This window comes from Micromonospora maritima (assembly GCF_902825405.1).
In the GTDB taxonomy this organism is placed as follows: domain Bacteria; phylum Actinomycetota; class Actinomycetes; order Mycobacteriales; family Micromonosporaceae; genus Micromonospora; species Micromonospora maritima.
Map to the genome: position 1 here is coordinate 1 of NZ_CADEAU010000386.1, position 5079 is coordinate 5079.

Sequence of the window (5079 nt, forward strand, 5' to 3'; positions counted from 1 at the left end):
GCCAAGCCGGCGGCGGGCCGGGCGCGTCCGGGGCCGGAGGGCGCGGGCCGACCGCGCCTGGTCCTGGTCGACCTGGCCGGTGCGCCCCGGATCGTCGGCGAGTACCGGATCGACGGCAGCCTGGTCGACGCGCGGCAGGTCGGCGCGACCGCCCGCGTCGTGATCCGGTCGACGCCGCGACTGACGTTCCCGCAGCCACGTAAGGGCACCGACGCGCAGCGCACCGCCGCCAACCGCGCCGTCGTCGACCGGGCCGGGATCGACGCCTGGCTGCCCCGGTACGAGCTCCGCGAGGGCGGCCGCACCACCACCGGCCAGGTCGGCTGCGACCGGGTCAGCCGGCCGCCCCGGTTCTCCGGCGCCTCGTTGGTGACCGTGCTCAGCTTCGACCTCGGGGCGGGCACCCTCGGCACGGGCGACCCGGTGACCGTGGTCGCCGACGGCGACACCGTCTACGGCAGCGGCCCGCGCCTCTACGTGGTCAACGACCAGCGCTGGCGGATGCGCGCCGGCCGGGCGGAGCCGACCGGTACCGAGATCTACCAGTTCGACACGTCCGCGGGCACCCCGCGCTACGTCGCCGCCGGCTCCGTGCCGGGCCAGCTGATCAACCAGTACGCCCTGTCCGAGTGGGACGGTCACCTGCGGGTGGCGACCACCACCGGCGAGCTGGGGAGCGGCGAGGGCCGTTCCGAGTCGGGCGTGTACGTGCTGCGCGCCGACGGCCCGGCGCTGACCCGCGTCGGCCAGGTCACCGGCCTGGGCCGGGGCGAGCGGATCCACTCCGTCCGATTCCTCGGCGGCACCGGTTACGTGGTGACGTTCCGGCAGGTCGATCCGCTGTACACGGTTGACCTGCGCGATCCGGCCGCGCCCCGGGTGACAGGCGAGCTGAAGATCACCGGCTACTCGTCGTACCTGCACCCGGTCGGGGACGGTCGGCTGCTGGGGGTCGGGCAGGAGGCGTCCGCCGAAGGTCGGGTGCAGGGGACCCAGGTGTCACTCTTCGACGTCGCCGACCCGGCCCGCCCGTCCCGGATCGCCCGGCACCACGTCGCGGGGGGCTGGTCCGAGGTGGAGTCCGACCCGCACGCGTTCCTCTACTGGGCGCCCGAGCGCCTGGTGGCGGTCCCGGTGGCCCGACCCGGCGTGGTGGTCGACCAGGCCGGCGTCGCGAGCGGCCGGAGCAGGCCGGGCAACGGGCTGCTGGCGCTGCGGGTCACCGACACCGGGCTCACCGTGGTCGGCACGGTCGAGCACCCGACGTCCCCGCGCGACGGCGGGGAGTGGACGCCGATCCGCCGGTCGCTGGTCGTCGACGGGGTGCTGTGGACCGTGTCCGACGCCGGGTTGAAGGCGACCGCCCTGGCCGGCATGACGCCGCTGGCGTGGGTGCCGACGAACTGACCCGGGTCGGCCGCCCGGGTAATCGGGTGGTCCGGCCCGGGCGGGCCGGGCAGCATGACCTCCATGCGTACGCGACTGCGGCGGTTGTGGATCGACGGACGGATGTTCACCTGGCGCGCGGAGATCCGTCAGGTGTCGGGCAGCGGCGACTGCCACCGGTGCATCCGGCTGCGGGTGTGGGGCGCCGGGAAGACCGGCGAGGCGCTCCAGGCCGACATGTTGTCCACCGCCTGGGGCACACCGTGGTCGGCGTGCGCGACCGACGGCGCCTACCCCACGCCGGCCGACGTGCGCGCCGTCGTCGGGTACGCGCTGGGCAACGGCTGGCGGCCCGACCGTCGCGGTGGCACGTTCGTGCTCGCCGAGCGGGACCACGCGGCCCGGTTCCGGTGGCCCGACTTCCTGCTCACCGACCGGCTTCGCGGCCCCGGCGGCGGCGACCCTACGCGGCGCGTGATCGGGGCGCAGCCCGCCCCGGCCGCCGGCTGACGGCGACTGCCCCCGCGCGGTCAGGCGAGGCTGCTCGTCGTCGTCCGGCCACGTCACGACGGGCAGCGCCGGTCCCCGTCGTCGGGGTCGAGCCGGTGCAGGAGCGGGTTGCCGTGGTCCGGTCCCATCGGCGTCAGGGGCCGGTCGCCCGGCCGGTTGGCGAAGGGGATGAGGGTGCCGTCGACGTCCAGGAAGAGAAGGCAGCGTCCCGGAGCCACTCCGGAACCGTACCGTCGCGGTGGAACGAGTGGTCACCTGAGACCCATATACCGCTGAGTCATAATTATGACCCAGCGGTATATCGGTGCGAAGTGATGGGGTCCCGACGCGTCATCACGGACCGTGACACGGTGGGCCGGGGCGATACCGCGCCGACGGGGCCGTCGAGCGGAGCAACCTAACGCAGGTGGCGCAGCGCGGCGTCCACGGTGTCCTCGGGCGTGCTGTTGAAGGCGATCGCGGCGCCGGACGCGTGCCGTCGGACCAGGTTGACGACCCGCTCGAAGAACCCGACCAGCGGGTCGTGCTTGCGGATCCCGCCGCCGATGACCACGCAGGCGTACTCCTTGCGGGTCAGCGCCGCCACGATCGTCTGCTCGCCGTCCGCGTCGGCCGCCGTCAGGCACAGATCCGCCTCGATCCCCTGCTCGGCGAAGCGGGCGTGGCCACGCGCGATCGCGGCCAGGACCGGTTCCGGGTCCCAGTCGGGGAAGCGGGTCGGGTCGAGGCCGACGACCAGCACCGGGCCCTGTGTCACGTGTCCTCCTCCAGCCGTCGGATCCGGTGCCGCGCCGGTCCCGGGGGCGCCACCCCCATCACACACCGTCGACTGTCGCACGGCCAGCCCGTCCGGCGGCGGACGCGGGCAGACCGGCCACCCAGCGGTCCAGGGCCGCCGGGTCGCGGAACAGCAGCACCGGCGGCCCGGCCGGGTCGGCGTGCCAGGCACGCATCCGCCGCCGGGCCCGGCCGAACGCGGTGACGTGCCACACCAGGATCGAGTCGCGCGACACCACGCTGCGCAGCGACTCCCGGTTGCCGTTGCAGATCTCCTCCCCGCTGACCAGCCGGCGGGCGGTACGCCGCAGCAGCCGCCAGAAGGAGAGCCACCGTGGATAGTCCAGGCCGACGACCAGATCGGCGCGGGCGAGCACGACGTCCCGCCAGCCGTGGTACGCCCCGTCGAGGATCCACCTGTCGCGCCGGCAGACCGCCTCGATGCGGCGGCGCTGCTCGTCCACCGGCACCTCCACCCAGCCGGGCTGCCACAGCAGGTCGTCCACCGGGCACCACGGCAGGCCGAGGCGTTCGGCCAACCGTTGCGCCAGGGTCGACTTGCCGGTGCCGTAGACCCCGTAGACGAGGATGCGAGCCGGTGTCGTCACCGCGGCAGCCTACGTCGTCGTCACCGTCCCGCGTCGGCGGCGAACGGACCGCCGGGGCCGAACGCCAGCGCGGCGAACCGCTCGCCGATGCGCCGGTCCGCGACCGGGTCGGGATGCAGGTCGTCGGGCAGCGGCAGCTCGGCGAAGTCCGCCTCGCCGTAGAGGTCCAGCCCGTCCAGGTAGTGCAGGTTCGGGTCCTCGGCGGACCGGGCGGCGACGATCCGGGCCAGCTCGGCGCGGACCACCCGCAGGGTCAGCTTGCCGGCGGCCCGTTCGGCCGGGTCGCCGGTGGCGCGGAACCGCAGCGTGCCGGTGCTGAAGTCGGCGGCGCCCGGGCCGGGCGTGTCCTCCTGGATCGGGCAGAGGATGGACGACACGACGAGCAGCGGGGTGTCCGGGTGCCCGTCGCGCAGCGTGTCGAGGAAGCCGTGCACCGCCGGGGTGAACGCGCGCAGCCGCATCACGTCGCTGTTCACCAGGTTGATGCCGATCTTCACGCTGATCAGGTCCGCCGGGGTGTCCCGCATGGCCCGGGCGGTGAACGGGTCGAGCAGCGCGCTGCCGCTGAACCCCAGGTTGACCAGGTCCACCCCGGCGAGCCCGGCGGCGATCGCCGGCCAGGTGCCGGTCGGGCTCTCCGCGTCCGAGCCGTGGCTGATCGAGCTGCCGTGGTGCAGCCACACCCGCCGGCCCCGGTCGCCGACTGCCTGCACCGGCGCGTCGGTACGCAGTGCCACCAACTCGGTGATCTCGCGTTGCGGCAGCCAGATCTCCACGTCCTTGTCGGTGCCGGGCAGGTCGGTGAAGCGGACGGTGCCGACCGGACCCGGCTCGGTGGTCGCCGTGCCGGTGGTCAGGTCGATGGTGAGCACCTTGCCCCCGTCGGCCGTGCCCTGCCCGGTCAGGCGCCCGTCGACGAGCAGGTCGTAGCGGCCGTCCGGGCGGGGTGAGGTGCCCCGGTAGACCATCTTGGTGGGCAGCACGTCCAACTCCACCGCGGTGGCGCGGGTGCGGAACACCAGCCGTACGCCGGACGGCATCGCCTCGGCCATCGCCACCTGCGGGTCGGTGTTGCGGGCGCGGGCCGCGGCGGGCAGCCGGTGCGGCAGTACCCCGTGCGCGGTGCGTTCCAGGTCGAGCGCCCCGCGCAGCAGGTCGGGGGTGATGGGCGTGGTGATCCAGGGCTGGGCGGACGTCATGATCAGATCCTGCCCGGTCCCGGGCCGCGCGGCCACCTGATTCGTCCGACAGGCCCGACTCGTGCCGCCGGCGCCGACCGCCTCAGTCGGCCAGCACCAGGTCGACGTAGCGCGCGGTCATGGTGGCGAGCACTTGGTCCGGGTCGGTGGCCCACACCTCGGCGTTGAAGATCTCCACCTCGGTGTCGCCGGTGTAGCCGGCGGCCTCCACGGCCCGCCGCAACGGCGGGAAGTCGATGTGCCCGTCGCCCATCATGCCCCGTCCGAGCAGCACGTCGGCCGGCAGCGGGGTGAGGAAGTCGCACACCTGGAAGCTGGCGATGCGCGACCCGGCGCGGGCGATCTGCCGCCACACGTCCGGGTCCCACCAGACGTGGAACGTGTCCACCACGACGCCGACCTGCTCGGTCGGGAACGCCTCGGCCAGGTCGAGCGCCTGCCCGAGCGTGGACAGCACCGCCCGGTCGGCGCAGTACATCGGGTGCAGCGGCTCCAGCGCCAGGCGTACCCCGCGCTCGCCCGCGTAGGGGGCAAGCTCGGCCAGGGCGTCGGCGACCCGCTGCCGGGCGCCGGGCAGGTCGCGCGAGCCCGGCGGCAGG

Annotated in this window: 7 protein-coding genes; 2 read left to right on the forward strand and 5 right to left on the reverse strand. The window is 74.6% G+C overall.

The annotated features are described in order from the left end of the window. On the forward strand, nucleotides 1-1407 hold a 1407-nt coding region (locus HUW36_RS25115; protein ID WP_174530423.1), incomplete at its 5' end, for a beta-propeller domain-containing protein. A gap of 63 nt (nucleotides 1408-1470) precedes the next feature. After that, nucleotides 1471-1896, forward strand: a complete 426-nt coding sequence (locus HUW36_RS25120; RefSeq protein WP_174530424.1) for an integrase — start codon at nucleotides 1471-1473, stop codon at nucleotides 1894-1896. Nucleotides 1897-1949: 53 nt separating this feature from the next. On the opposite strand, the gene HUW36_RS25125 is transcribed toward HUW36_RS25120, so the two are convergent. From HUW36_RS25125 to HUW36_RS25145, 5 genes are all read right to left on the reverse strand, one after another. Further along, nucleotides 1950-2114: a hypothetical protein gene (locus tag HUW36_RS25125; RefSeq protein ID WP_174530425.1), complete on the reverse strand. Its 165-nt coding sequence runs from the start codon at nucleotides 2112-2114 to the stop codon at nucleotides 1950-1952. Nucleotides 2115-2293: 179 nt separating this feature from the next. Beyond that, nucleotides 2294-2653, reverse strand: coding sequence for a hypothetical protein (locus tag HUW36_RS25130; RefSeq protein WP_174530426.1), 360 nt, complete (start codon nucleotides 2651-2653; stop codon nucleotides 2294-2296). Nucleotides 2654-2711: 58 nt separating this feature from the next. Further along, nucleotides 2712-3281: a P-loop NTPase family protein gene (locus tag HUW36_RS25135; protein WP_174530427.1), complete on the reverse strand. Its 570-nt coding sequence runs from the start codon at nucleotides 3279-3281 to the stop codon at nucleotides 2712-2714. Nucleotides 3282-3301: 20 nt separating this feature from the next. Then, nucleotides 3302-4480 (reverse strand): SGNH/GDSL hydrolase family protein, encoded by a 1179-nt coding sequence (locus HUW36_RS25140; protein WP_174530428.1) that lies wholly within the window; start codon nucleotides 4478-4480, stop codon nucleotides 3302-3304. Between the two features lie 82 nt (nucleotides 4481-4562). Further along, nucleotides 4563-5079, reverse strand: a 517-nt coding sequence (locus HUW36_RS25145) for a sugar phosphate isomerase/epimerase family protein (RefSeq protein ID WP_174530429.1), incomplete at its 5' end; no start/stop codon positions are given.

What these genes read in the sequence shown, in the direction of transcription:
- HUW36_RS25140 (WP_174530428.1), bottom strand. Translation starts at nt 4,480, where the DNA reads ATGACGTCCGCCCAGCCCTGGATCACCACGCCCATCACCCCCGACCTG.
- HUW36_RS25120 (WP_174530424.1), top strand. Translation starts at nt 1,471, where the DNA reads ATGCGTACGCGACTGCGGCGGTTGTGGATCGACGGACGGATGTTCACC.